This window comes from Acinetobacter sp. ABJ_C5_2 (genome assembly GCF_044538485.1).
Taxonomy (GTDB): Bacteria; Pseudomonadota; Gammaproteobacteria; order Pseudomonadales; family Moraxellaceae; genus Acinetobacter; species Acinetobacter nosocomialis_A.
Genome location: NZ_JBIUCS010000070.1, coordinates 1 through 1959, shown reverse-complemented (window position 1 = coordinate 1959; position 1959 = coordinate 1). Strand labels below are relative to the sequence as shown.

Here is a 1959-nt window from a genome sequence, read left to right as displayed (position 1 = left end):
ATTATAATATTTTATATCTTGATATTGGTCCATGTAAAAAACATCATGAACAATATTTAAGAACCATATCTCATTTAAAAAATTTTTAACTTCATCAGAAAAGTCCTCTAGATGTAATGGCAGCTTATCCAAAACTATCTTTCTTCCTGCATACCAACCAGCAGCAATCATTTTTTTAAAAAAATCAGAACTAATATGGTTAGGATATTTCACAATAAAATCTCACCTTAATATTTAATAAAGCCTTCATATTTTCAACACTAATTATTTAAATAGCCAAAGTATTTTAAAACAAAATATCAATATCTTCCACCGTTATAAAATCATAAGTTTACAATAATAATTCGCATATTATCAACTTAGTTCTCATCAATATATTTTCACCTGTATTTGCAACCACAATTACAACTTAAACAAAATTATAAAAATACAAACTATTTAATTTAAAACATTACCAGCACACCTAGAATAACAATTAAAAATTTATATAATTTAGTACTGCCAAAAACCTGCAACTATTTTACCAGTTTCTTTTTTCTTGAATATACACAAAGTACCATAAGCAAATATATAACTACCTTTAAGTGTATTTTTTGTATAAAAATCCTCATCAATTTGTATAAAAAAAACAAAATTATCTTTATTAAGCTTTTCAAAATAATAATTTTCTTTTTGAATAAGATTTGGTGTCTTTGAATAAGTAATTAGATTAAATTCACCATCTTCCACCTCATCGTATCCAGTAATAAAATTAGTATTCAATTCTTTTGCTGTATAATCTGTAATATTGCTTTCATTTGAATATTCATGTATAAAAATTTTAACTGCAATATTTGGATAAATATTATTATCTATTCTTTCATCAAATAGTTTATGAACAAATATACTTAAATACTCTCTATTATTTTCATGATTTTGAAAAGTCATATAGAAAATATAATCTTTCAATTCATCAGGTTTTTCTGTAAGTATTATTGGTATATTTCCACCTATACGCCCAATGCTACCAGCCTGTTTACTACTAATCTTTGCAATATAATTCATGAATTTACTTCCTAATTTAATCAAAATTGTCACTTATCACAAGGTTTCAACTTATTTGCTTTACTATATTTAATAGCTTCATCTCTAAATTCATGCGCTTTTTATATCGCAAAATTTGCATTGGCTGGTTCCCAATCTCTGTTTTAACAAGTTCATCCTACATTCCTCTTCTTATTAATGCTGTTTTCTATTGATATGTTGCATTATATCTTGGTTTTTCAGTTTCTGTTGGTCATACCTTCCATATTTAGACTGAAGTTTGGAAATATATTTATGCATATCATTTTGTTGAATTGAAATCACAGGATTACTCCTTGCAATACCAGTTGAACGATCAGCAATTTTCCCTTTTTTTCTTAACCATGCATTTTGAATTAACTCATGAGCGTCAAGATTGTCTTTCATCTGAGACTTAGCTTTATATCCTGCAATTCCGAATCTATTTTGAGTGACCTAAAGAATCAATCCGTGCTATTGGATTTGGAATACTATCCATAGAAATGGAAATTATTACTGATGACCTCAGAGCATTTAAGAAGTTGGATTTAGCTTTTTCCACGTTGCCAACTTGAGCATAGCTCTCGTATTGCACTCGTACAAAGCCTTGTTTTACTGACACGAGCTCATCCTATATCTTAGACTTTCCAAATGACCGCACCTATATGATCCTTCATTTCTTGTGATAGACCCCAATAGCTCCAATAGTAGGATCAAAAATCTTTAAAGCCTTTTACATTTGTTGTTACTTTCCGCAATCGGGCACATTTTAAGCTATTGCATTTATCTGCCCAATCAGGCGTTGATAAAAGTCTATTTACTGTTTTTAATTTATCTAAGAACTTATTTAAACACTAATATATTATCAACAATTATATTTTATTTATAAGAATTTCACTTTATTGACAGCAACAAATA

General features: G+C 27.9%; 3 protein-coding genes. All 3 read right to left on the bottom strand.

The annotated features are described in order from the left end of the window. The coding region (locus ACH8JV_RS19305) for a hypothetical protein (protein WP_396523254.1) at positions 1 to 213 on the bottom strand (213 nt) is incomplete at its 3' end. 279 nt (positions 214 to 492) lie between these two features. Next, entirely contained in the window at positions 493 to 1044 is a 552-nt protein-coding gene (locus ACH8JV_RS19300) for a hypothetical protein (RefSeq protein WP_396523252.1), read from the bottom strand. Positions 1045 to 1218: 174 nt separating this feature from the next. After that, positions 1219 to 1449, bottom strand: a complete 231-nt coding sequence (locus ACH8JV_RS19295) for a hypothetical protein (RefSeq protein ID WP_396523250.1) — start codon at positions 1447 to 1449, stop codon at positions 1219 to 1221. Positions 1450 to 1959: the final 510 nt, after the last annotated feature.

What these genes read in the sequence shown, in the direction of transcription:
- ACH8JV_RS19300 (WP_396523252.1), bottom strand. Translation starts at nt 1,044, where the DNA reads ATGAATTATATTGCAAAGATTAGTAGTAAACAGGCTGGTAGCATTGGG.
- ACH8JV_RS19295 (WP_396523250.1), bottom strand. Translation starts at nt 1,449, where the DNA reads ATGAAAGACAATCTTGACGCTCATGAGTTAATTCAAAATGCATGGTTA.